We start from the raw sequence: 23,491 nt of genomic DNA, 5'->3' as shown, positions 1-23,491 counted from the left end.
ATCGCCGGCGCCAGGAAACGCGCCAGCCTACCAGCTCGAAAACATCAACTCGTTTCGAATGCGATTGTTCTGCATGACGTTGGATGCTGTCGCCTCGCCGCCTTCGTCAACCGGTGTGTTCGAGATGTTGTCGAGGCTCGCCGCGACATGCTCGGTGATGGCGTCCATCAGCGCGGTCGGAACGCCGGCCCGCCGGATCATGCCGATTTCGGCTGACGGCAGCGAAGGAAATCCGTCTGCGGCTGTCAGAATGCGCATGCCGGGCCTCAGCGCGGATTCCGGCAGGATGGACACGGCCAGTCCCGCAAGCACCGCCGATGCGACGACTGTGGAGGAAAAGCTCGTGAAAAGGATCTGGTATTTGCGGCCCGTCGAATCGAGCGCTGCGCATCCCAGTTGCCGCCAGTCGCAGCTGAGCCTTCCGACGGCCAGCGGCACCGGATTGTTCTGGTGCACCGAATGCGCCATCGAGGTCACCCACAGGAGCGGCTCCGCTCTCAGCATGCGCGAGCGCCAGTTCCGCGGACTGTGCGTCACTAGCGCGATATCGAGCTCGTTGCGCTCCAGCCGGTCGATGAGATCGCGGGAAGGCTCGCACATGATCGACAGTTCGACATTTGGATTGGTCTTTGCGAACCGGGCGATAATGTCGGGCATGTAGCGGTCGGCGTAATCGTCCGGCGTTCCGAGCCTGATGCTGCCGGCCAGCGCATTGTCGTCGAACGCCGCAAGCGTTTCGTTGCTCAGCCTCACCATGCGGCGGGCGTAGGGCATCAGCCGCTCGCCTTCCGCCGTCAGTCGGTTCACGCGGCCGTCCTTTTCGAAAAGCGACTTGCCGATCCGCTCTTCCAGCCTACGCATCTGCATGGAGACGGCGGACTGGGTCTTGTTCACCTCCTCCGCCGCCCGCGTGAAGCTGCCAATGTCGACGATTGCGATGAATGTTCTCAATTGGTCGATGTCGAGGGGCGCAGCCATATCGGTCTCATATCAAAAAAGATGATCATAAACATTAGAAACATTCACTGGACTGATTAGTCAAGGTTTGAAATGTTTGCCCTGTCGACGACTCCCCGTTGTCGACAAGGCAGGTTCCCCAACAATCGGATTCAACTCACTGGGTGAAACCACCTGAAGCACAGCGTTTTCCTGCCTTCAGCATCTGACAGGCAGGCGCGGAAAGGAGACTGACATGACAGACAGACAGACACAATTGCTACTCGACGCGACATTCAAGCCGAAAGGTCGCTTCGCTGCCTACTGGAATACGGTCGGCTCCTTCGTGCGCCGCTATCGAAACCGGCGCGAAGTGTACCGGTTGCTCGAGTTTACGGACAACCAGCTGGCGGATATCGGATTGCAGCGTGATGACGTGCGCTACGCCGTTCGCGGCGGCGCATTCGATGATTACTCGAACGAACTGACGCGCGCCGCGCTGCGCCGGCGGTCTCGCAGGTCATTGCCTCTGTAAGATGAATGTCTGGCCGTTGACGCCGTTCGGCGCTAGCCCGCAAGGGCGATGAAACGGCAAAGCGGCCAGACGCCATGTTTTCCCCGCGGGTCACGTGCCCTGTGCCCGCTCCCTCCCGGCGGCTGGTGTGACAGTCGCCGGGTTTTTAACCGGCTATTGCTTCTTTGCGCCCGATACATAGGTGTCGAAAATCGACTCCATGTTTTTCTGGTAGTCTTTCTGAATTTCTATTCCCGCCTCGAACATATTCCCGAAAAGCTTGTCGTAAGGGTTGGCGGACTTCTCGGGTTCCGGTTCGGGTTTGGAGGAGGGCGTGCTGGCGGCCATCATGTCCTCGAACATCTTCATGAACGGATTGTCGGCGGCAGGATTTTTCTCCGGTTGCTTTTTTCCGCCCCCGAACATCTGCTCCATCATCGTCACGAAGGGATACTCGAATTCCTTCGGTTTCGGATTCTGCCGAACCCCGGTCATCTGTTGCATCATGTCGGTAAAGAAGTTTGCGCCCTGCGCGGTGTTTGCGCCGAATGCGTTCGACGCCTGTTTGTAGAGCCCGCCCATCATGGAGGCCGCGATAACCGGCATCATCTGCTTGAGAATTTCCTGGCTTAACCCCGAGAACTGCGCGGCCTGATAGGCGACCGCCCGGCTGATTTCTTTCGAGCCGAACAACTGGCCGAGTATGTGGTTGCCTTCGTCGATGCCCTTGGGCGTGAAAGCCTTCGTCATGTTCTCGAAATATTGCGTATGGCCCGGATCGGCGAAGGCCTGCCAGAAATCCATCATCGTGTACGGATTGGCCGCGTTACGCTTCAGGCCGGTCGAAAAGGCGGGGATCAGGGCTTCCATTGCACGCGCGGCCTGGTCATCGTCCAGACCGAATTGCCGCGCCATCACCCGCATCGCCTCGCCATTTTGCGCCTGCATCATCATGTCGTAGAGCGGTAGCATGGCTGGACACGTCCTTTCGCTGCCTGTTGCGTATGCATGCAGGCATTCTGCCGAGTATATGTTCAGAAAGGATGAAGCGAAAGGGCCGGAATATTCTCATTGGAGGCGGTCGGCATGCGCATTTGCCAAACACCGCTATTGTCAATTCTGGCCGAAGAAAATACTAAAAGTTGTAATTTTCCTGCGATGCATAAACTAAAAATGAGTTTGAACATGATGAGTAAGACCGTCTGGTCATGGGGTCTCGCAATTGTCGGGGTCGTGATTTTGCTCTTTTTCACCATTAATCTGTTCTCGCAGCCGTCGGTGAGAGTTTTTCAGAACGTCGCCTACTCGGAACTTGTGGATATGGTTCGCGGCGGAGAAATCTTGCGAGTCACGCTGCATGACCGGATTATTGAGGCGGAAGGCGCGCGCGGAGTGGCGGTCGTCACGCAGGTTCCGGGTTCTAATGTTCCTGGAAGCCTGCTATCCCAATTGCTCGACAAAGAGGTGATGATATCGGTCGCCAACGATGACCCAGGTCTCCTTTTACTGGTGCTTGCCTGGATGCCTGTGTTCATATTTTATGTCGGCCTCTGGTTACTGTTTACCAGACCGACCTTGCATCTGCTGCGGAAGGTAGACGCCAGAATAGACGCGCTCGAGGGCCGGATAGAGCCAAGCCGCCATTCGCGCGACTGACGACCGGGTTGCCGGATCATCGGGGTTTCGATATACAAAGGAAGTCAGTTGTCTGACTGAATTCCGTACAGGCGAAGCCGGAGGAGCTGGAGCGGGCCATAGGCGATGACGCACCGCACATGCGGGTCAATAGCGTTTGAGCAGGCGAGGACAAAGAAAAGACCGCTCGTTGGTGCGATCAGTACGAGAATTCCTCGAAAACCGGCTCCACCGATTCCTGCCACTTGCCGTGGTAGAGGTCGAGCAACAGGCCGGCGGCCGTCTTGCCGCGCGCCACAGTTTCCTCGAGCGGCGCGAGGAAGTGCGCCTCGTCGTTGCCGTCGTCGTTGAGGCGGGCTCTGCGTTGCAGGCCTTGCCGGGACAGGCCGAGAACCTCCCGTGAAATCGTATGCAGGCTGACGCCGCGGATTTCCGCGTCGAGCCCCTTGGCCGGAACGGTGTCGCGCAGCGCCTGCACCTGATCGACGGTCCAGTCCTTCGTGAGGTCTTCCACCGCGTCCAGTGACGTATCGTCATACAGAAGCCCGACCCAGAAGGCAGGCAGAGCGCAGATCTTGCGCCACGGACCGCCGTCGGCGCCGCGCATCTCGAGAAACTGCTTCAGCCGCACTTCGGGAAACAGCGTCGAAAGGTGGTTTGTCCAGTCGCCCATGTTGGGCATGCCGTCGGGCAGTTCATCCTTCAGCGCGCCATCCATGAATTGCCGGAAGGTGACGTGCGTGCAGTCCTGGTATTTGCCGTCGCGCAGAACGAAATACATCGGCGCGTCCAGCGCCCATTCCACATAGTCGGCGAAGCCGTAATCGGGCGCGAACGCGAAGGGCAGGATGCCGGTGCGGTCCTTGTCGGTGTCGCGCCAGATATTCGAACGCCATGAAAGCAGGCCGTTCGGCTTTCCTTCGGTGAAAGGCGAAAAGGCGAACAGCGCCGTCGCCAGCGGCTGGAGCTTGAGAGAGGCCTGCATCTTGCGGCGCATGTCCGTCTCGGACGAAAAGTCGAGATTCACCTGGATCGTGCAGGTTCGGTACATCATGTCGAGCCCCTGGCTGCCGACCTTTGGCATGTAGTTCGTCATGATGTCATAGCGCGATTTCGGCATGCGCGGCGTTTCCGCCCGCGTCCATTTCGGACTGCCGCCGAGACCCAGAAAGCCGATCCCCATCGGCTCTGCGACCTCGCGCAACTGCGCCAGGTGCGCATTCGATTCGCGGCAGGTCTGATGAATGTTTTCCAGAGGCGCGCCGGAGAGTTCGAACTGGCCGCCCGGCTCCAGTGAAATCGCGCCCATGCCGGTCGGCTCGACGAGACCGATGATCTTGCTGGCGTCCATGATCGGCTCCCAGCCGAGCAACGCGTGCATGCCGTTCAGAAGAGCAGAGATCGACCGCGGACCGTCATAGGGGACCGGAGAGTTGTCTTCGCGGAAGAAGGCGAATTTCTCGTGCTCTGTGCCGATCCGGAAATTCTCGGGCGGCTTGCATCCATCCGCCAGGTAGGAAACGAGGTCGTCGATGGACGATACAGGTGTCTGGTTGGTCGTATCTCGCGCCATGGGTCAGCTCTGGTACTCGGGCCACATGGCCGTGACAGTGTTGTGACGTTTGTTGCCGTGCTGCTTGGACCGTATTGGCGTTCGGCGCAAGTGAAAAGCGCTGACCGGGTCGTTCAGAAAATCTTGATAATCTTTCATGCTACCAGTCGCCGATGGTTGACTGTAAGACCGCCAGGGCGGCGACCGCAGCCGTATCGGCGCGCAGAATGCGCGGTCCGAGCGGTATCGCGGTCACGAAGTCGAGGGAATGCAGCAGATCGCGTTCGTCGTCGGAAAATCCGCCTTCAGGGCCGATCAGCAGCGCCAGCTTGTCCTCCGTCACCGCTTTCAGTATCTCGACCGGGTTGTGCGTCTGGGCGCCTTCGTCGCAGAAGATGATGCGGCGCGAATGATCCCAGCCGTTCAGCAGCTCTGCGAGCGGTCGCGGGTCACGCGCTTCCGGTATGGCGAGAACGCCGCATTGTTCCGCCGCCTCTATCGCGTAGCGCTCCACTTTCGCCATGTTGATCCTGTGGCTCTGCGTGTGATGGGTTAGCGCCGGCTGCAATACGCCGGCGCCCATTTCGACGGCCTTCTGGATCATGTAATCAAGCCGACCCTGCTTTAGGGGCGCGAAAAGGTAAACGAGATCGGGCGCGTCGGGCTGCGGGCGCGTTTGCTCGTCGATAACAAGGTCTATCCGCTTGCGGGCGGGGTAGGAAATGCGCGCCGACCATTCGCCGTCGCGGCCGTTGAAGACGAGAACCCCGTCGCCTTCGGCGTAGCGCAGCACATTGGCGAGGTAGTTGAACTGGTCCTGGTCCGTCGGCAGACGCGCGTCCAGCCCGATCGGCTGATCGACAAAAAGTCGCTGCATTCTGAATTTGGCGCGCATGAACCGGCTTTTGGCGTCGTTCAGTTTCGGCGGGCAAAGGCTGAAACAACCCCTGCGCCGATCAGCATCACTGCGCCGCTGCGCGAGGCGGCTCTCAACACCGCCGGGCGCCGGATAACCTGTCGCGCGCCGCTGGCGAGCAGCGCATAGGCCCAGGCGTTGGCGATGCCCAGAACCACGAAGACCGCCACGAAGATCGCCGCCTGAGGCGCGAACGGCGCCGACGGCGAAATGAACTGAGGCACAAAGGCCATGAAGAAGACGATGCCCTTCGGGTTGAACAGCGTCACCAGAAAGGAATCGCGAAACACCGGCCAGCGGGAACGGTGGGCGCAGTCGTCAATATCAAATTCCGGCAAGCTCACCGGGTCGCGCCACATCTTCACCCCGATGTAAATCAGATAGGCGGCGCCCAGCCATTTGACGATCATGAACACGGTCGCCGAAGTCGCCAGAATGGTCCCGACCCCTATAATCGACAGCGAGGCGGCCGCAAGATCGCCGAGCCCCACGCCTGCGACGCTCGCAAAGGCGACGCGCCGGCCATGCGCAAGCGCCTGGGAAATGACCATGATGATAGTCGGTCCCGGAATGACCAGCAGCACAAAGCTGGCGAGCATGAAGGTCAGTAGAATTTCAAAGGATATAGGCATGGGTCGACGATAGTTCCGTGGCTGGTGGCGCGCAATATTTTATTTTCCCCGTCTCGCGTCAGAAGAAACGGTCCAGAAAATCGAAATACCACGCGCCCAGCGTATCGTTGTGGAGGTCAAAGCCGCGATTCTGCTCTTCCACCGACTGGGTTCCGGGCTTGCCGAGATTGTGCGCCAGTTCTTGCTGCCAGCGATCGAGCATAGGACGCGTCACTTCCGGATGAAACTGGAAAGCGATGGTGCGGTCGCCGTAGATGAAGGCCTGATTGGGAAACACGTCGCCGGCGGCCAGCAATGTCGCTTCAGCCGGGCACTCGAAACCCTGCGCATTGGCGGAGAGAACAAGCAATTCCTCGGGAAACCAGTCGAGGCCTGCGCCGGTCGGGCGAAGCGGATAATAGCCGAGCGCCACGTTGTCTTCCGGGTGGTAGTCCACCGTCGCATCGAGCGCATGCGCGATCAATTGCCCCCCGAGACAGATGCCGAGCAGCGGGATGCCGCGCTCCATGACGGCGCGGACGAACTCCGCCTCGTCGCGCAGATAGGGAAACGCCTCGAGATCGGAAACGAATTGCGCGCCGCCCTGGATCTTTACGCCGGCGATATCGTCGGTGAGATCCGGCAGTCCATCGCCGCGGTAGGGCCGTATCTCCTCGAGCTCGAATCCTCTCGATATCAAGTGCAGCGTGCCGCGATCCGTCTCGGCCGGTGTTTCGTGCATGATCGAGAGAATGCGTGTCATGGCTTGCGCGCCTTGAAAGGAGTGTCGGAGGCGGATGCTTCCAACGCATCGCGCGAAGCTATCAAGCAGAGCCGAGCGTGGTCAATCATCCGTGATGCCGCACCAGATAATCAGCTAATTCTCCCAATAGGGTCTCGGCCCGAACAGCTCCGCCCAGTAATCCACGAAAACACGGATCTTTGCCGGCAGGAACTGGCGGCTGGCGTAGACCGCGTAGACGGCGAGATTGCGCGAGCCCTCATAGGCCGGCAGCACTTGCGTCAGCCTCCCTGTTTTCAGTTCCGCCGAAATATCCCAGGTCGAGCGCAGCGCAATTCCGAGACCGGAGATAACGCATTCGCGGATCACCTCGCTGGAATTCGTCATCAGCGGTCCGTCGGGCCGGTAGACCAGCGGCCCACGCGGCCCTTCCAGCCGCCACGGGTCATTATTGTGCGGCGGAAGCAGGACATGGTTCGCGAGGTCTTCGATGGACTGTGGGCTGCCGCGCCGGGCGAGATAATCCGGCGTTGCGCACAGAATACGCCTCACGGGGGCCAGCCTGCGGGCGACAAGGCTGGAATCGGCGAGTTCGCCGATGCGGATCGCGATGTCAAACCCGTCGGCGACGATGTCGACGAAGCGGTCGCTCAGAGAAAGGTCGATCGAAAGGTCCGGATTGGCGCCCATGAAGGCCTTGAGGTTGGGCGCGATATGCATGCGGCCGAAGGAGGTCGGCGCGGACACCTTAAGCACGCCGCGCGCCTGCTGCGACCGCCTTGCGGCGAAGGCTTTCGCCTCCTCGATGCCGGCCAGGATGGCGGTGACGCGCTCGTAGAAACCCTTGCCGGTCTCCGTCAGGGAGACCTGGCGCGTCGTACGCTGCACGAGGCGCGTGCCGAGACTGTCCTCCAGTCGTTTCAGCCGCTTGGAGACCATCGCGGGCGAAAGTCCCAGTTCGCGGCCCGCCGCCGACAGGCTGCCGGTTGCGACAACCTGTGCGAATATTTCCAGATCGCCGAGATTCTGCATAATGGTTTTGCTTCCGTTCGTTTCTGTGTTCTAGAACCAGACAGCAATGAATTGAAGCCGTGAATTCGACAGGAGGAGCCCGCCATGACAGGACCGCGAATGCCGGACCCGGACGTCAAGACGCTCGCCGAGCGCGCGCGCATCGTCGATGATCTGCGCGATATCGTGCCGGGCGAGGGGGTCGTCGATACGACCAACGAGATGCGCGCCTTCGAGACGGACGGTCTCACCGCCTATCGGCAATTGCCGCTCGTTGTCGTGCTGCCGGAAACCGTCGAACAGGTTTCGCGCGTGCTGAAATACTGCCACCGCTACGGCGTCCGGGTTGTGCCACGCGGCTCCGGCACGTCCCTTTCCGGTGGCGCGCTGCCGTTGCAGGACGCCGTGCTTCTGGTCATGTCGCGCTTCAACCGCATCCTCGAGGTCGATTATGACAACCGCGCCGCCGTCGTACAGCCGGGCGTCACCAATCTCGGCATAACCAACGCAGTCGCCGCAGACGGATTCTATTATGCGCCGGACCCCTCGTCGCAGATCGCCTGTTCGATCGGCGGCAATGTCGCGGAGAACGCCGGCGGCGTCCATTGCCTGAAATACGGTCTGACGACCAACAATGTTCTGGGCATCGAGATGGTGCTGATCAATGGTGACGTGATCCGCGTCGGCGGCAGGCATCTCGACAGTCCGGGCTACGACATTCTGGGTCTCATGACCGGATCGGAAGGCTTGCTCGGCGTTATCACGGAAGTCACGGTGCGAATCCTGCGCAAGCCGGAAACCGCGCGCGCCTTGCTGATCGGTTTTCCGACCAGTGAGCAGGCCGGACAGTGTGTCGCCGACATCATCGGCGCCGGCATCATTCCGGGCGGCATGGAGATGATGGACAGGCTGGCGATCAAGGCGGCTGAAGATTTCGTCCACGCCGGCTATCCGCTCGATGTCGAGGCGCTGCTGATCGTCGAACTTGACGGTCCGGCCGCGGAGGTCGAGGCGCTGATCGGCGAAGTCGAGCGCATCGCCGGATCGAATGGCTGCGTGACCTCGCGCGTGTCCAAAAGCGAAGAGGAGAGGCAGCGCTTCTGGGCCGGCCGCAAGGCGGCGTTTCCGGCCGTCGGGCGTATCTCGCCGGACTATTACTGTATGGACGGAACCATTCCGCGCAAGGCGTTGCCGCAGGTGCTCGCCGGCATGCGAAGCCTCTCCGAAATATACGGCCTTGCTGTCGCCAATGTCTTCCATGCCGGCGATGGCAATCTGCATCCGTTGATCCTCTATGACGCCAACAAGCCGGGCGAACTGCAGAGCGCCGAGGATTTCGGCAACGACATCCTGCGGCTCTGCGTCGAGGTGGGCGGCGTGCTGACGGGAGAACACGGCGTTGGCGTGGAGAAGCGGGATCTTATGCCGGAAATGTTCAACGAGGAGGATCTGAACCAGCAGATCCGCGTCAAATGCGCCTTCGACGAAAAGCATTTGCTCAATCCGGGCAAGGTGTTTCCGGAACTGCATCGTTGCGCGGAAATGGGCCGCATGCACATTTCCCGCGGCCAGTTGCCGTTTCCGGACATTCCGAGGTTCTGACAGACATGTCCGCGCAACCGACCGAAGAAGTCCTGCGGCCGCAGGACGAGAAGCAGGTTCTCGACACGGTGTCCTGGGCGGTTTCCGAAAGCAAGCCGCTCGAAATCCTTGGCCATGGCTCGAAGCGCGGCATCGGCGCGCCCATGCAGGTCGCTCACACGCTCGATCTCTCGGCATTGTCCGGCGTCACCCTCTACGAACCGGAGGAACTGGTGTTGACGGCGCGCGCCGGCACGTCCGTCGCCGACATCGAGGCGCTGCTTTGCGAGAACAACCAGGAGCTCCAGTTCGAGCCGATGGATTATCGCGGGCTTTTGGGAAACGAAGCCGAACGCGGCACGTTTGGCGGCCTTCTCGCCTGCAACCTGTCCGGACCGCGCCGCATAAAGGCGGGGGCGGCCCGCGACCATGTTCTCGGCATTCGCGCGGTGACCGGACGCGGCGACATCATCAAATCCGGCGGTCGAGTTGTGAAGAACGTCACAGGTTACGATTTATCGCGCGGTCTCTCCGGTTCCTGGGGCACGCTGGGCGTCTTCACGGAACTTACCTTCAAGGTGCTGCCGAAATCGGAAACCTGTTCGACGCTCGTCCTGAGCGGCCTTGCCGACGGCGACGCAGCCGATGTGATGGCGCACGCCATGGGGTCCGACACGGAGGCATCGGCGGCGGCCCACCTTCCCGAAAGCGTTCGATTTTGCTTTATCGACGGCGGGTTGCCGGACGGAGCGGCGACAGTTTTCCGTCTCGAGGGCTTCGAACCGTCCGTGCGTTATCGCGAAAAACGGCTGCGCGACATCCTGGGAAAGGTTGGCCCCTGCGAGAGCCTCGATGCTGAAACGTCAGCTGTGCTTTGGCGCGAGATCCGCGATGTAAAGCCTTTCTGTGACGGCACGCAGCGCGCTGTCTGGCGCATTTCCATTGCGCCGTCGCAGGGCCACGTGCTTGTCGGCAGTCTTCGCCTGCAAACCGGCGTCGACGCCTACTACGACTGGCAGGGCGGCCTCGTCTGGCTGCGCATGGAAGCCGACGCAGAGGCCGACATCGTGCGACGGACCATCGCTAAACTCGGCGGCGGCCACGCGACGCTCGTGCGCGCCCCTGCGGCCTTGCGCAGCGCTTTTGCGGTTTTCGAACCGCAACCGATAGCGCTCGCAGCCCTTTCGCAGCGGCTGAAGGAGCAGTTCGATCCGGCGGGGGTCCTCAATCCGGGCCGCATGTCCGGCTTCATGTGAACGCGGTAGCCACGATCAGCGACTGTGATAAAGTGTCGCTTGCTGGTTCGAAAACAGAGAGGACGTCATGTCGGATATGCAGAACAATCAGGGTGAAAACGCGGCCGGCTGGTTCGACCCGGGCAAGCAGAACGCGCAGCTCGTCTACATTCTGTATCTCGTTGGTCTGGCGATCGGGATTTCCGTCATTGTCGGGGTGGTGTTCGCCTATATCAACCGGGGTAAATCGGCAAACTGGATTGATTCGCATTACACCTATGCCATCCGGACGTTCTGGATTGGTCTGCTCTACTCAGTTATCTGCATGGTGCTGGCTATTGTGGGGATCGGATTCCTTCTGATGATTGCTGTTCTGGTCTGGTATGTCATCCGCTGTATCAAAGGAATCCAGGTGCTGACGCGCAACGAGCCCGTCGCGAATGTCGACACCTGGCTGGTCTGAGGCGGCGAAACAGGTATGCAGACGCATTTTTCGGCTGAGCAGCTCAGAGACAGCGCCGTCGCCGAATCCGAAAAGATCCTCAGAAGCTGTGTCCATTGCGGCTTCTGCACGGCCACCTGTCCGACCTATGTGACGCTCGGCAACGAACTCGACAGCCCGCGCGGCCGCATCTATCTCATCAAGGACATGCTGGAAAACGACCGGCCGGCGGACGAAACCGTGGTGCGTCACATCGACCGTTGCCTGTCGTGCCTGTCCTGCATGACGACCTGCCCCTCCGGCGTGCACTACATGCATCTGGTCGACCACGCCCGGGCGCATATCGAGAAGACCTACAAAAGGCCCGTAATGGACCGGTTCACCCGGCAAGTGCTGGCAATGGTGCTGCCCTATCCGGACCGGTTTCGCGCGGCGCTTCGTCTCGCGCGACTGGGGCGGCCCTTCCGTCCGCTGCTGAAGCGCATTCCGGGACTCGGACCGTTCGCCGCGATGCTGGAACTGGCGCCTCGGCGCAATGCGCCGCCATCGCCATTCGCAAAACCCGGCGTCCACAGTCCGTCCGCAAAACGCAGGCAGCGTGTCGCGCTCCTCACCGGATGCGCCCAGCAGGTTCTCGAGCCCGAAACCAACGCCGCCGCGATACGGCTTCTGACCCGTCTCGGCGTCGAGGTCGTGGTGCCTGACGGCGAGGCCTGCTGCGGCTCGCTGGTCCATCATATGGGCCGCGAGGAACAGGCGCTCGCCGCCGCGCGCATCAATGTCGACGCCTGGACGCGCGAGATCGACGGCGAGGGTCTCGACGCGATCATCATCACGGCGTCGGGGTGCGGCACGACGATCAAGGATTACGGTTTCATGCTGCGCGAGGATCCGGCCTACAGCGAAAAGGCGACCCGGGTTTCCGGCCTTGCCTGCGACATTACCGAATATCTGGCGACGCTCGACCTGCCGGAGCCGGCGATCGTCGTCGACTGCACGGTCGCCTATCACTCGGCCTGTTCCATGCAGCATGGTCAAAAGATCAAACTCGAACCGCGCTTGCTTCTGGAAAAAGCGGGCTTCCGAGTCAAGGAGCCGGCGGAGGGGCATCTGTGCTGCGGGTCGGCCGGCACCTACAACATCATGCAACCGGAAATCGCTACGCGGTTGCGCGACCGGAAAGTAAAGAACATCGAGGCGACCGAGGCGGACATCGTCGCCGCCGGCAATGTCGGATGCATCACCCAGATCGGCATGGCGACCGGCATTCCTGTGGTCCATACGGCGAAACTGCTGGACTGGGCCTGGGGCGGGCCGCGCCCCGTCGAACTGACCGATTGATCAGGCGGGCCGCAGCGCCGCTTCGATCCGGCTCACAAGGCTTTCAATCGTATCCCTGTCTTCCTCGGTCCGGTCCTTCAGCGCCTCGACCAGACAGACCTCCGACCGCAGAATGACGCCATCGGTCAGGATCTTCAGGTGATTGGCCTTCAGCGTCGAGCCCGTCGAGGTGATGTCGACGATGATATCGGCGTGGCCGGAAGCCGGCGCGCCCTCGGTCGCGCCGAGGCTCTCGACGATTCGGTAGACCTGGATGCCGTGCTTGGCCGAGAAGAATTGCTGCGTCAGGCTCCAGTATTTCGTCGCGATCCGCAGTCGCCGGCCATGCCGCAGGCGAAAATCGGCCGCGACATCGCCGAGATCGGCCATGGTCTCGACGTCGAACCAGACTTCCGGAACCGCCACGACAACATCCGCCTTGCCGAATCCGAGGCGCGAGCGAAACGCCACTCTCGAATGCAGCGCGGCGATGTCCTCACGGACCAGGTCTTCGCCGGTGAGGCCAATGTCGATACTGCCTCGCCCGAGTTCACGCGCGATCTCCGAGGCTGAGAGATAGGCGACCTCGACATTCTCGATCCCGTCGATACGGCCGCGATAGGACCGTTCGTTGCCGACGGCGGAGATCTGCATGCCGGCGGCCTCGAAGGCTTCGATCGAACCGTCGCGGATGCGACCCTTGGAGGGAAGGGCGATGGTTACGGTCATTGCCCGCCTCCTTCCAGCGCCGTCTCGATCCGGTCGAGCCACAGCGAAAAGCCGACGGCCGGAATCGGTTTCGGCGCGCCAAGCAACGTCAGAAGCCGGTCGAAACGGCCGCCGCCGGCGAGCACCGAACCCTTCACCGAGATTTCGAAGACGAGACCGGTATAGTAGTCGAGCGGCCGGCCAAAAGCGGCGCGGTAACGGATCGCGTCTGTCCGGGCGCCTTTAACTTTCAATGCGGCGACCCTGCTTTCGAAAAGCGCAAGCGCCTCGCTCAGATCGATCCCGGCGATGCGCGAAAAGGCGGCGAGCGATCCGCCGGCTTCGTCGAGCGAGGCGTTGAGCGCCAGGAAGGTCTTCAGGATGTCCAGCGCCTTGGGATCAAGATACGTGGCGGAGAGCCGGGCTTTTTCCACCAGCCTTTCGGCGATTTCCGCCGGGCCGCGGCTGGTGTTGGAGAGAAAACCGGTTTCATGCATGCGCCGGTCGATGAGGTCGGTCAGCCCGGCCATATCGCCCGATCCGACAAACGCCGCCAGATCGTCGTCGAGGCCTTCGGCCGCGCGCCGCTCTCCGGCTAGGTTCTGCAAGAGCAGATCGATCTGCGCCGCGTCGCCGAAGGCCCTGATCAGGCGGGTCTGCCATCCTTCGGGAAGCCCGAGCGCCTCGACCACGGCCTCGAACACCGTCTGGTCGCCAAGCGTGACCTGCAAGTCGTCGGCCGGAAGCAGGCGGGCGAGCGTCTCGATCGCTTCGCTGACAGCGCGGGCGTCGGCCTCGGCGAACGCCTCGTTGCCGAGATCCTCGATGCCGGCCTGGAAGAATTCGGTCTCGCCGTCGCGCCGTTGCCGGAACACCTCGCCGAGGTAGGAATAGCGTTGCGGCGTGCCGGCCGCCGTCTCGATATGGCTGAGGCACACCGGGATCGTGAACTCAGGCCGCAGGCACAACATGTCGCCCAACTCGTTCTGGGTGAGAAAGATGCGCCGTCTGAGATCTTCGCCGGCCGTATCGAGAAACGGATCGGCCGGCTGCAGCACCGGAATCTCCACGGCGCTCGTGTCGCGGTCCGCAAAGAACTCCAGAATGCCGTCTGAAAAAGCGGGTCGGTGCGCCATGGTTAAGCCGTCTTGCGGTCTTCGGCCTGGGCGGCGAGGATCTTTTGCACTTCGGCGACGAGGTTGCTTTCCGGCACGGAAATTTGCGCCGGGCGGCTTTCGCGCCAGGCGGCGTTGTCCTCGATTTCGCCGGACAGCCGCTTGCCCTCGATCAGATCCTTGATCTGGACCACGCCTTCCTCGCGCTCCTGCGAGCCCTGGATGATCGCGATCGGACAGCCGCGCCGGTCGGCGTATTGCAATTGCTTGCCGAAATTCTTCGGATTGCCCTGGAACATCTCGGCGCGAACGCCGGCGGAACGCAGATTGCTGACAAAACGCTGATAGCGTCCCATGCTTTCGATATCGCGGTCCATCACGCAGACGATCACCGGTTCGGCGACATCGATCGCATCCAGCTTGCCAAGGTTCTTCAGCGCCGTCATCAGGCGCGACACACCGATCGAAAACCCTGTCGCCGGAACAGGCTGTCCCATGAAGCGCGACACCAGCCCGTCATAGCGCCCGCCGCCGCCGACCGATCCGAATTGCACGGTCTGGCCTTTCTCGTTGGTGACGTCGAAGAGCAATTCGGCCTCGTAAACCGGTCCGGTATAGTATTCGAGGCCGCGCACGACAGAAGGGTCAATGCGGACGCGGCCTTCTTCATAACCTGCGGCGTCGAAGAGCTGCGCCATCAGCTTCAGTTCCGCAACGCCGTCCTGACCGGCGTCGCCGCCGGCGATCACCTGTTCGAGATTGGCGATGGTCAAGGCGTTGCTTTCGCCCCCGGCGTCGACAAAGGCGAGAACTGTGTCGATCGCCGGCGCGTCAAGGCCGGCGCCCTTTGTGAAATCGCCGCTCTCGTCCTTGCGTCCGGCGCCAAGCAACAGCCGAACGCCCTCGGTTCCGAACTTGTCGAGCTTGTCGATCGCGCGCAGCACGGTCAGCCGGGTGTCGGCGTGTTCGTCTCCGCCGATGCCGATTGCGGTCATTACACCATCGAGAACCTTGCGGTTATTGACGCGGATCACATAGTCGCCCCGGCGGATTCCGAGCTTCTCCATCGTGTCGGCCATCATCATGCACATTTCGGCGTCCGCCTGTACGCCGGGCGCGCCCACCGTATCGGCGTCGAACTGCATGAACTGGCGGAACCGTCCCGGGCCCGGCTTTTCGTTGCGAAACACCCAGCCGTTGCGATAGGTGCGATAGGGCAGTTGGATGTCGTTGAAGTTTTCCGCGACATGGCGCGCCAGCGGCGCGGTCAGGTCATAGCGAAGGCTCATCCACTGCTCGTCGTCATCGGTCAGCGAGAAGACGCCCTCGTTCGGGCGGTCGCTGTCCGGCAGGAACTTGCCCAGCGCGTCGGTGTATTCGAACATCGGCGTTTCCACCGGATCGAACCCGTAAAGTTCGAAAACCTCGCGGATTCCGGACACCATCTTCTCCGTCGCACGGATGTCCTGCGGCGATCGGTCGACGAAACCGCGCGGCAGCCGCGCTTTCAGTCTCTGCTGCTTTTTGTCTTTCTTGCCCATGGGGCGCGTGTGTCCGGGTGAAGCTGAAGTTGAAATCGCGGCCTTCCTAACCCATTGGCCGGAAAGCGGCAAGGCGCATGTTTGCGGGCGCCGGCCGGGTGGATTTCAGACAGGTCTGACGAAGTTGCAGCGTTCGTCTTCGACAATTTCGCGGACGAAGCAGCCTTCGATATGATCGTTGACGAGACCCATGGCCTGCATGAAGGCGTAGACCGTGGTCGGACCGACGAAACTCCAGCCGCGTTTCTTCAGATCCTTGGAAATCGCCGTCGATTCCTCGGTCTTGCCGAGCGTTCGCAGCGTTTTGTAGTCGAGTTTCGCCGGTCGTGCGTGTGCGCCCGGCTCCTGCGACCAGAAATACGTCGCAAGAGAACCGAATTCCTTTCGCAGTTCGATGGCGCGCCGCGCATTGTTGATCGTCGAGTTGATCTTGCCGCGATGGCGGATAATGCCTGCGTCCTGGACCAGCCTCTCCACGTCGGCCTCGTCGAATTCGGCGACGCGCTCGAAGTCGAAACCGGCGAATGCGGCGCGGAATTTTTCCCGCTTGCGCAGGATCGTCAGCCACGAGAGTCCGGACTGGAAGCCTTCAAGGCAGATTTTCTCGAACAGCCTTTTGTCGTCAACAACAGGACGGCCCCATTCATTGTCGTGATAGGCGAGGTAGTCGTCCTTGTTGCCGTGCCAGAAGCAGCGCAGTTTGCCGTCCGGTCCTTCGATCAGTCCATTGTGCGACACGTCAGCCCCTCCGTTGCAACGACTCGCGCATTCTAGCTGAAGCGCCGGGGAAACGAAGCGTTAACGCCGCAGCCGCGTGTTTAAACTGACATTAACTGCAATTTTCAACGGCTCGATAACCCTGCCGAAAGCTTTCTGCCTTTGCGCGCCTTTTAACGACGTCGATTCACCATTCGGAGTCCAATGGCGATGCAGACTTGGGACGAAGGCCTGCATCCTTGCCACCCCGCAATGTTGTCAGGCGCCCAGTCAGACGCAGTGTTGAGAGTACGTCCGATGCATATGAAATTCCTTCTCGTTGTCCTTGGGGCGACAGTCATGGCCAGTGCGGCCGAGGCCGGCGAACGCTATGGCCAGCGCCCTCCGGTGGTGCTCAGTCCGGATCTGACGGCCCCCTGGGTCGTGCAGCTTCGCCAGCCCGGCACGCCGCACGGCGCCGGCAGGGTCGTACAGCCGGGCCGTCCGAAGCAGCAGCGATCGACGGGCTCTGTGCGGCGCAAGCCGGTGCAAACCGCATCCGCGGCCCAGGCCGCGAAACCGGCGCTCGATCCTGTGTTCCTGCCGCAGACAGTCGCCTACGACACCGCCCAGGCGCCCGGGACCATCATCATCGACACGCCAAGCCGGCATCTCTACCTGGTGCTCGGAAACGGCCAGGCGCGGCGCTACGGCGTCGGCGTCGGCAAGCCCGGCTTTGAATGGGCCGGCACCCACAAAGTTTCGCGCAAGGCGGAATGGCCCTCCTGGCGCCCACCGGCCGAAATGATCAGCCGCGAGGCGAAGAAGGGGCATTACCTGCCGAACTACATGCCGGGTGGTCCGGCCAATCCGCTCGGCGCGCGCGCTCTGTATCTCGGTTCGACGCTCTACCGGATCCACGGCACGAATCAGCCCTGGACGATCGGTCGGGCGGTTTCTTCCGGCTGCATCCGGATGCGGAACGAAGATGTGATCGATCTGTACGAGCGGGTGCCAACAGGCGCAAAAGTCGTTGTGATCTAACTATCTAGCGGATCGTCAACTTCTTTGGCATAAAGATTTAATAGTTCCCGCAGGTAGAAATCGTGCAAGTTTAGTTGCATGTTTTTCAACGAATGCTAGGTTCTGGTAGGGGATAGCAACAGGAGTTCAGCCGTGAGAAAATTCATTTCGTCATTGCTGGCGGTCGCTTTTATTGCCACATCGGCAACTGTCGTAACGGGGACCGGGGCGTTCAGCCGTGACCGGCAGGAACCGGTATACAGTTCGAGTTCAAAGCGCCCGCAGGCGAAATATCAGCGCAAAAAGGTGCGTATCGACACCAGTGAGAGGCCGGGGACGATCATCATCGACACCAACCGGAAGTACCTCTACTACTATGAGGGCAACGGCAAGGCCACGCGCTACGGCGTCGGCGTCGGACGCGACGGCTTCGGCTGGTCGGGCACCGTCAAGGTCGGGCGCAAGGCCGAGTGGCCGGACTGGCGTCCGCCTGCGACCATGATTCGGCGTGAACGCGCCAAGGGTCACAATCTTCCGGCTTTCGTCCCGGGAGGCATAAACAACCCGCTTGGCGCGCGCGCAATGTATCTGCACAAGGGCGGTCGCGACACGATCTACCGTATCCATGGCACCAACCAGCCCTGGACCATCGGGCAGAACATGTCGTCCGGCTGCATCCGCATGATGAACAAGGATGTAGAACATCTCTACAGCCGGGCTCCGGTCGGAACCAAGGTGATTGTCATCGGACCGGGCTCGCGCAACGCCTCCAACGTCTACAGCGAGCGCGGCGTGGATGTTTTCGGAAGCATCTTCAGCTTCGGCGGCTGACGTCGCACATATCTGCATCAAATGAAAAACCGCAGGGACATGCGCAATGTCCCTGCGGTTTTTCGTTGTTATCCGGGTTGTCAGCCCGCGCGGCGGGCGTCAACGGAAATGCTGCCGGGGCCATGGGCCGCGAGCGCCATGAAGCCGCCTGCGATGGCGAGGTTCTTGAAGAAGGCGATGAACTGGGCCTGATCACCGATGTTCGAATGCGCAAGCAGAGCGGAGGCGATGCAGAACAGCGCCAGGGCCCATGCGGCCGGCTTGGTCATGAAGCCGACAAGAACCGCGATCCCGCCGAGGACCTCGACCAGAATGACGATCCAGACGCCGATGCTGGCAAGCGGAAGCCCCAGGCTGGTCATGTATCCGGCAGTGCCAGCGGGGTCGCCGAGCTTGCTGAGTCCGGACAGGATAAAGATTGCTGACAGGAGAATGCGTCCTATCAATAAGGTTGCGGCGTTTGACATTGATCCCTCCAAAGTGTGTCGATGGCCGCATTATAGAAATTCAATCATGTCGGGACAGACGGGAAATATTCTACAGATTGTTCACTAAACAGAGCCAATTATCGAAGATTGTTTTCTTGATGGTGGACGGCGTCGAACGATATTGAAGGCAATCGCCTTCCTCAATCAGAATTACCGAAGACAGGATCCATAAATGACTGCTTTGAACGACTTCCCAATCACGAAGCTCTTTCCACCATCAAAGCCTGACGCCATCCAGCTTTACTCCTTCGCCACCCCGAACGGGATCAAGGTGTCGGCGGCGCTTGAGGAAACGGGACTGCCCTACGAGGCGCATTTGATCAATATCCTCAAGGACGACCAGAAGACGCCGGAATTCCTGGCCCTCAATCCGAATGGCAAGATCCCGGCGATGATAGATCCGGCGGGGCCGGGCGGCGACGCGATCGGGCTGTTCGAATCAGGCGCCATACTCGTCTATCTGGCCGAAAAATCCGGAAAGCTCATGCCCGCCGATCCGCAAGGCCGCTACGAATGTCTGCAATGGGTGTTCTTCCAGATGGCTGGCGTTGGACCGATGTTCGGTCAGTACGGACACTTTTTCAAATTCATGGCCGGCAAGCTGAAGGACGATTATCCCACGGAACGCTACGGCAAGGAATCGCGCCGTCTTCTGGAGGTTCTGGAAGGGCGGCTCGAAGGCCGCGAATGGCTTGTCGGAGACGACTATTCGATCGCCGACATCGCCTCTTTCCCCTGGGTCAGGACGCTGGGCGGTTTCTACGAAGCCGGCGAGGCGCTCAAGCTCGACGAACTCGTCAATGTCGGCGCCTGGCTCGATCGCTGTCTTGCGCGGCCGGCCAGCGAAAAGGCCCTGAATATTCCGCCGCGTTCATGAGGCGCTAGGCATGAAAATCCTCCTGTCCGCGCGATTGCGCGGGCGGGAGTTGTGACGCCCTTTCGCAAGAGCGGCGAAAGTGTCACTATGGTCGGGACGCAGACGAAGCTCAATCCAAGGAGATCCCGATGAGAATCCTGCGCCTGCTGATAATCGCGCCGCTCATATTCACAATGGGATTCTGGGCCAGCGTCATGCCGGTTGGCGTCAAGCGCTGGGGAACGGACGCCCGCATCACCTGCACGCAGTCGTCCTGGGGTCGCACGGAGCAGGCATGCCGCTACGAGGTGATCAAGATCTGCGGACCGGATGTGAGGATACTCGACATCACGACAACCCACCGGCCGCCGAAATGGGACGAGTGGTACTACGCCACGAACCAGCGCATATACACCTGGACCTACGAACTGAAGAACTGTCCGCGCAACTGGTGATGTAAAACCTAAAAAAGAAAAGGCGGCCCGAAAGCCGCCTTTCCGATAGTCTGTGCGAAGAGCGCTGGCTTAGAAGCCCATGCCGCCCATGCCGCCCATGTCGCCGCCGGGCATTGCCGGAGCCGCCGATTCCTTCTTCGGAATCTCAGCGACCATGGCTTCGGTGGTGACGAGGAGACCGGCGACCGATGCTGCATCCTGCAGAGCGGTGCGAACGACCTTGACCGGATCGACGATGCCCATCTGGATCATGTCGCCATACTCGCCCGTCTGGGCGTTGTAGCCGAAATTGTCGTCGTTCTTTTCCAGGATCTTGCCTGCAACAACCGATGCTTCGTCACCTGCATTGGCGACGATCTGACGGGCCGGTGTCTGCAGGGCGCGGCGTACGATATTGATGCCGGCGTCCTGATCGTCGTTTGCGCCCTTGGTCTTGAGGTTCGCGGAAGCGCGAAGGAGCGCAACGCCGCCACCCGGCACGATGCCTTCCTGAACGGCCGCGCGGGTTGCGTTCAGTGCGTCGTCGACGCGGTCCTTCTTTTCCTTTACTTCGATTTCGGTTGCGCCGCCAACGCGGATCACAGCAACGCCGCCGGCGAGCTTCGCTAGACGTTCCTGCAGCTTTTCGCGATCGTAGTCAGAAGTGGTTTCTTCGATCTGCGCCTTGATCTGGGCGACACGGCCTTCGATTTCGGCCTTCTTGCCTGCGCCGTCGACGATCGTCGTGTTTTCCTTGGTGATCGAGATGCGCTTGGCAGTGCCGAGCATGTCGAGCGTGACGTTTTCGAGCTTGATGCCGACATCTTCGGAGATGACCTGACCGCCGGTCAGGATAGCGATGTCTTCAAGCATGGCCTTGCGGCGGTCGCCGAAGCCCGGAGCCTTGACAGCAGCGATCTTGAGGCCGCCGCGCAGCTTGTTGACGACGAGGGTGGCGAGGGCTTCACCTTCGACATCTTCAGCAATGATAAGGAGCGGCTTTGAGGACTGGACGACCGATTCGAGGATCGGAAGCATGGCCTGCAGGTTCGAGAGCTTCTTTTCGTGAAGCAGGATGTAGCAGTCTTCCAGCTCGGCGACCATCTTTTCGGCATTGGTGACGAAATAGGGAGAAAGGTAGCCGCGGTCGAACTGCATGCCTTCGACGACTTCAAGTTCGGTTTCGGCGGTCTTGGCTTCCTCGACAGTGATGACGCCTTCATTGCCGACCTTCTGCATAGCGGCTGCAATGTCATCGCCAATCTGCTTTTCGCCATTGGCCGAGATCGTGCCGACCTGTGCGACTTCTTCCGACGTGTTGATTGGCTTTGCCCTTCTGAGAAGGTCTGCAACGACGTCGGTGACTGCGAGGTCGATACCGCGCTTCAGGTCCATCGGGTTCATGCCGGCGGCGACGGCCTTTGCGCCTTCGCGGACAATCGCCTGGGCCAGTACGGTCGCCGTGGTGGTTCCGTCACCGGCTTCGTCATTGGTCTTGGAGGCGACTTCGCGCACCATCTGTGCGCCCATGTTTTCGAACTTGTCTTCCAGTTCGATTTCCTTGGCGACGGTCACGCCGTCCTTGGTGATCCGCGGAGCGCCGAACGACTTGTCGATGACCACGTTGCGGCCTTTCGGGCCGAGCGTCACCTTCACAGCGTCTGCGAGAATGTCGACGCCACGCAGCATCTTCTCGCGTGCGTCGCGGCTGAATTTGACTTCTTTAGCTGACATGTTTCCTCATTTCCGGGCCTCGTGGCCCTCGTTCAGAAGTGGATTTGTTGACTTGTGTGCGGGGTTAGCCGACTACGCCCATGATGTCGCTTTCCTTCATGATCAGAAGGTCTTCGCCATTGAGCTTGATTTCGGTGCCCGACCATTTGCCGAACAGGATGCGGTCGCCGACCTTGACGTCCATCTGGATGATGGCGCCAGCGTCGTCGCGCGCGCCGGAGCCGACTGCGACGATTTCGCCTTCGGACGGCTTTTCTTTGGCTGTGTCGGGAATAATGATGCCGCCAGCAGTCTTTTCTTCAGACTCTACGCGACGCACGACCACACGGTCATGCAGTGGACGGAAATTGACGTCTGTCATCGTCTTTGCCCTCAATAGGTTACAGATGCGGACTTGGGTGTCCGGCTCTTTAAAATTAGCACTCACCGGAAGCGAGTGCTAATTTGCAGGGGACATAAGATCGATATCGCCGGGTGTCAAGGATTTTGGCGCCGCTTTTTCAGATCGCGGTTGCGAGTCTTTGTACCGGCGTCGCCTGGGCCGCCGGATAGCGCGGTGCTCCGGTCGGGGTCAACAGCAAATCCCCGATCGCGGTTAATTAATTTGTCGGCGGGGACTTGTATTCTCGCCGCTGCTGGTCAATGTCTGCCTTGCCCGCGCCGTGCGCAAGGTCGAGGCGCGAAAAAGAGTTCCGGACGTCCTGAAGGCAATAGTATTCATGGTGGCAAAAATCGATCGCCTGGCTGACATCAAAGGCCAATATGATGTGGTTTTGTGCGACGTCTGGGGAGTCCTGCACAATGGCGTCGAGGCGTTCCAGCCCGCCGCCGAGGCGCTTCGCAACTTCCGGATCGAGGGCGGATCCGTCATCCTCATTACGAATTCGCCGCGGCTCAGCGCGGATGTCAGCCTGCAGATCGCCGGGCTCGGCGTTGGCGCGGACAGCTACGATGCAATCGTCACGTCGGGCGACGTGACGCGGGCGCTGATCGAGGACGGTCCGAAGAACATTCATTTCGTCGGCGCTGACTGGAACCAGAGCCTGCTCGACGGTCTTGATGTCTCCTGCGTCGAGATTGAAGAGGCGGACGCCGTCGTCTGCGCAGGCTTGCGGGACGATGAGAACGAACGGGCGGAAGATTACCTCCCGATGCTCGAACAGGCTAAAGCCAGGGATCTGCCGTTCGTGTGCGCCAACCCGGATATTGTGGTCGAGCGCGGTCACAAGCTGGTGCCCTGCGCCGGAGCGATCGCGGCGCTCTATGAGAAAATGGGCGGCGCCACGAGAATTTCCGGAAAGCCGCACAGGCCGATTTACGAGGCGGCGCTGGAAACGGCGACAACCGTCAAGGGTGTTGTCGATCCCAGGCGCGTGGTCGCCATTGGCGACGGCATGCCGACTGATATCAAGGGGGCGCATGATTACGGGCTCGACGTCATATACATTGCGCTTGGAATACACGCGGCGATCTACTCCCGGACAGGCGTGATTGACGAAACCGCGCTCGATACGTTTCTCGCCGAACATCGCATGACGCCGGTGGGCTGGATGCCGCGCTTGAGGTAAGC

At 60.8% G+C, this 23,491-nt stretch carries 25 protein-coding genes; 11 read left to right on the top strand and 14 right to left on the bottom strand.

Going from position 1 to position 23,491, the window contains the following annotated elements; translation table 11 throughout:
- Positions 1-27: 27 nt before the first annotated feature.
- Positions 28-978 carry a LysR substrate-binding domain-containing protein gene (locus AAFN47_RS16850; protein ID WP_499810413.1) on the bottom strand — a complete coding sequence of 317 codons (951 nt, stop codon included), beginning with the start codon at positions 976-978 and terminating at the stop codon, positions 28-30.
- A 214-nt stretch (positions 979-1,192) separates the two neighbouring features.
- Between AAFN47_RS16850 and AAFN47_RS16845 the strand changes: the two genes are divergently transcribed.
- Positions 1,193-1,471, top strand: coding sequence for a DUF1127 domain-containing protein (locus AAFN47_RS16845; protein ID WP_499810412.1), 279 nt, complete (start codon positions 1,193-1,195; stop codon positions 1,469-1,471).
- Between the two features lie 153 nt (positions 1,472-1,624).
- Here AAFN47_RS16845 and AAFN47_RS16840 read toward each other — a convergent pair whose 3' ends face one another.
- Complete coding sequence (locus AAFN47_RS16840; protein WP_499810411.1) at positions 1,625-2,422, bottom strand: DUF937 domain-containing protein; 798 nt, start codon at positions 2,420-2,422, stop codon at positions 1,625-1,627.
- A 99-nt stretch (positions 2,423-2,521) separates the two neighbouring features.
- Here AAFN47_RS16840 and AAFN47_RS16835 point away from each other — a divergent pair, with 99 nt between their 5' ends.
- Positions 2,522-3,106, top strand: coding sequence for an ATP-dependent metallopeptidase FtsH/Yme1/Tma family protein (locus tag AAFN47_RS16835; RefSeq protein ID WP_499810410.1), 585 nt, complete (start codon positions 2,522-2,524; stop codon positions 3,104-3,106).
- 178 nt (positions 3,107-3,284) lie between these two features.
- Here the strand turns inward: AAFN47_RS16835 and AAFN47_RS16830 are convergent, their stop codons facing one another.
- The 5 genes from AAFN47_RS16830 to AAFN47_RS16810 form a co-directional block, all read right to left on the bottom strand.
- Positions 3,285-4,658: a glutamate--cysteine ligase gene (locus tag AAFN47_RS16830; RefSeq protein ID WP_499810409.1), complete on the bottom strand. Its 1,374-nt coding sequence runs from the start codon at positions 4,656-4,658 to the stop codon at positions 3,285-3,287.
- A gap of 139 nt (positions 4,659-4,797) precedes the next feature.
- Entirely contained in the window at positions 4,798-5,532 is a 735-nt protein-coding gene (locus tag AAFN47_RS16825; protein WP_499810408.1) for a 16S rRNA (uracil(1498)-N(3))-methyltransferase, read from the bottom strand.
- Between the two features lie 20 nt (positions 5,533-5,552).
- Positions 5,553-6,185, bottom strand: coding sequence for a LysE family translocator (locus tag AAFN47_RS16820; RefSeq protein WP_499810407.1), 633 nt, complete (start codon positions 6,183-6,185; stop codon positions 5,553-5,555).
- Positions 6,186-6,243: 58 nt separating this feature from the next.
- On the bottom strand, positions 6,244-6,927 hold the full coding sequence (locus AAFN47_RS16815) for a glutamine amidotransferase-related protein (protein ID WP_499810406.1): 684 nt from the start codon (positions 6,925-6,927) through the stop codon (positions 6,244-6,246).
- Positions 6,928-7,041: 114 nt separating this feature from the next.
- Positions 7,042-7,941 (bottom strand): LysR family transcriptional regulator, encoded by a 900-nt coding sequence (locus tag AAFN47_RS16810; protein ID WP_499810555.1) that lies wholly within the window; start codon positions 7,939-7,941, stop codon positions 7,042-7,044.
- An 81-nt stretch (positions 7,942-8,022) separates the two neighbouring features.
- Here AAFN47_RS16810 and AAFN47_RS16805 point away from each other — a divergent pair, with 81 nt between their 5' ends.
- From AAFN47_RS16805 to glcF, 4 genes are all read left to right on the top strand, one after another.
- Positions 8,023-9,519, top strand: a complete 1,497-nt coding sequence (locus AAFN47_RS16805; RefSeq protein ID WP_499810405.1) for an FAD-linked oxidase C-terminal domain-containing protein — start codon at positions 8,023-8,025, stop codon at positions 9,517-9,519.
- A 5-nt stretch (positions 9,520-9,524) separates the two neighbouring features.
- Complete coding sequence (gene glcE, locus AAFN47_RS16800; RefSeq protein ID WP_499810404.1) at positions 9,525-10,754, top strand: glycolate oxidase subunit GlcE; 1,230 nt, start codon at positions 9,525-9,527, stop codon at positions 10,752-10,754.
- Between the two features lie 67 nt (positions 10,755-10,821).
- A complete protein-coding gene (locus AAFN47_RS16795; RefSeq protein WP_499810403.1) occupies positions 10,822-11,196 on the top strand; it encodes a DUF4870 family protein in 375 nt (124 codons plus the stop codon).
- 15 nt (positions 11,197-11,211) lie between these two features.
- Positions 11,212-12,516, top strand: a complete 1,305-nt coding sequence (glcF, locus tag AAFN47_RS16790; RefSeq protein ID WP_499810402.1) for a glycolate oxidase subunit GlcF — start codon at positions 11,212-11,214, stop codon at positions 12,514-12,516.
- Here glcF and hisG read toward each other — a convergent pair whose 3' ends face one another.
- From hisG to AAFN47_RS16770, 4 genes are all read right to left on the bottom strand, one after another.
- The gene (gene hisG, locus AAFN47_RS16785; RefSeq protein WP_499810401.1) at positions 12,517-13,224 is read right to left on the bottom strand and encodes an ATP phosphoribosyltransferase; all 708 of its coding nucleotides are present in this window, start codon (positions 13,222-13,224) and stop codon (positions 12,517-12,519) included. It abuts the gene before it with no gap.
- On the bottom strand, positions 13,221-14,339 hold the full coding sequence (locus AAFN47_RS16780; protein ID WP_499810400.1) for an ATP phosphoribosyltransferase regulatory subunit: 1,119 nt from the start codon (positions 14,337-14,339) through the stop codon (positions 13,221-13,223). The genes hisG and AAFN47_RS16780 overlap by 4 nt, the downstream gene beginning before the upstream one ends.
- A 2-nt stretch (positions 14,340-14,341) precedes the next feature.
- The gene (gene hisS / locus AAFN47_RS16775) at positions 14,342-15,859 is read right to left on the bottom strand and encodes a histidine--tRNA ligase (protein WP_499810399.1); all 1,518 of its coding nucleotides are present in this window, start codon (positions 15,857-15,859) and stop codon (positions 14,342-14,344) included.
- A gap of 105 nt (positions 15,860-15,964) precedes the next feature.
- Positions 15,965-16,597, bottom strand: a complete 633-nt coding sequence (locus AAFN47_RS16770) for a DNA-3-methyladenine glycosylase I (RefSeq protein ID WP_499810398.1) — start codon at positions 16,595-16,597, stop codon at positions 15,965-15,967.
- Between the two features lie 276 nt (positions 16,598-16,873).
- Here AAFN47_RS16770 and AAFN47_RS16765 point away from each other — a divergent pair, with 276 nt between their 5' ends.
- Both AAFN47_RS16765 and AAFN47_RS16760 read left to right on the top strand, forming a co-directional pair.
- Positions 16,874-17,599, top strand: a complete 726-nt coding sequence (locus AAFN47_RS16765) for a L,D-transpeptidase (protein WP_499810397.1) — start codon at positions 16,874-16,876, stop codon at positions 17,597-17,599.
- 132 nt (positions 17,600-17,731) lie between these two features.
- Positions 17,732-18,409 (top strand): L,D-transpeptidase, encoded by a 678-nt coding sequence (locus AAFN47_RS16760; RefSeq protein ID WP_499810396.1) that lies wholly within the window; start codon positions 17,732-17,734, stop codon positions 18,407-18,409.
- A gap of 80 nt (positions 18,410-18,489) precedes the next feature.
- Here AAFN47_RS16760 and AAFN47_RS16755 read toward each other — a convergent pair whose 3' ends face one another.
- Entirely contained in the window at positions 18,490-18,876 is a 387-nt protein-coding gene (locus AAFN47_RS16755; protein WP_499810395.1) for a DoxX family protein, read from the bottom strand.
- Positions 18,877-19,069: 193 nt separating this feature from the next.
- On the opposite strand from AAFN47_RS16755, the gene AAFN47_RS16750 reads away from it, so the two are divergent.
- The gene (locus tag AAFN47_RS16750; RefSeq protein WP_499810394.1) at positions 19,070-19,774 is read left to right on the top strand and encodes a glutathione S-transferase N-terminal domain-containing protein; all 705 of its coding nucleotides are present in this window, start codon (positions 19,070-19,072) and stop codon (positions 19,772-19,774) included.
- Between the two features lie 128 nt (positions 19,775-19,902).
- Entirely contained in the window at positions 19,903-20,208 is a 306-nt protein-coding gene (locus tag AAFN47_RS16745) for a hypothetical protein (RefSeq protein WP_499810393.1), read from the top strand.
- A gap of 69 nt (positions 20,209-20,277) precedes the next feature.
- Here the strand turns inward: AAFN47_RS16745 and groL are convergent, their stop codons facing one another.
- Positions 20,278-21,921 (bottom strand): chaperonin GroEL, encoded by a 1,644-nt coding sequence (gene groL / locus AAFN47_RS16740; protein ID WP_499810392.1) that lies wholly within the window; start codon positions 21,919-21,921, stop codon positions 20,278-20,280.
- Between the two features lie 64 nt (positions 21,922-21,985).
- Positions 21,986-22,282: a co-chaperone GroES gene (gene groES / locus AAFN47_RS16735; protein ID WP_499810391.1), complete on the bottom strand. Its 297-nt coding sequence runs from the start codon at positions 22,280-22,282 to the stop codon at positions 21,986-21,988.
- 358 nt (positions 22,283-22,640) lie between these two features.
- Here groES and AAFN47_RS16730 point away from each other — a divergent pair, with 358 nt between their 5' ends.
- The gene (locus AAFN47_RS16730; RefSeq protein ID WP_499810390.1) at positions 22,641-23,489 is read left to right on the top strand and encodes a TIGR01459 family HAD-type hydrolase; all 849 of its coding nucleotides are present in this window, start codon (positions 22,641-22,643) and stop codon (positions 23,487-23,489) included.
- The last annotated feature ends 2 nt before the right edge of the window (positions 23,490-23,491 follow it).

The organism is Hoeflea sp. CAU 1731 (assembly GCF_039888615.1).
Classification (GTDB): domain Bacteria; phylum Pseudomonadota; class Alphaproteobacteria; order Rhizobiales; family Rhizobiaceae; genus Flavimaribacter.
This window is presented reverse-complemented; position numbering and strand designations above follow the sequence as displayed.